This is a genomic window from Shewanella electrica (genome assembly GCF_022321485.1).
GTDB lineage: Bacteria > Pseudomonadota > Gammaproteobacteria > Enterobacterales > Shewanellaceae > Shewanella > Shewanella electrica.
Genome location: NZ_JAKOGG010000458.1, coordinates 1 through 258 on the forward strand (window position 1 = coordinate 1; position 258 = coordinate 258).

1 protein-coding gene is annotated in these 258 nt (G+C 64.7%); it reads right to left on the reverse strand.

Features of this window, described 5'->3' with window-relative positions; all coding sequences use genetic code 11:
- The coding region (locus tag L9G74_RS23090; protein WP_369123391.1) for an alkaline phosphatase family protein at nucleotides 1-257 on the reverse strand (257 nt) is incomplete at its 3' end.
- Nucleotide 258: the final 1 nt, after the last annotated feature.

Below are 258 nucleotides of genomic sequence, written 5' to 3' on the forward strand. Positions count from 1 at the left end.
GGAGCATTCGGATCGGCAACCGAATAGACGTTCCTTCGTTCCTTCCGGTCCCACCAGCTGTTGGCCACGATACCGCTGCGGCTGGGATACACGCCTGTCGAGATCGTGGCATGGCCCGCAGCCGTGGACGTGAAGAAATGGTCGTGGTGCGCCTCCGTATACACCGCTCCCCCTCCCCCTCCCTCCCCCTCGCCGGCCAGCCGGGCTAGCCCGCCTTCGAACAACGAAGCAAACCGTGTGAGGTGATCGGCCCGCATC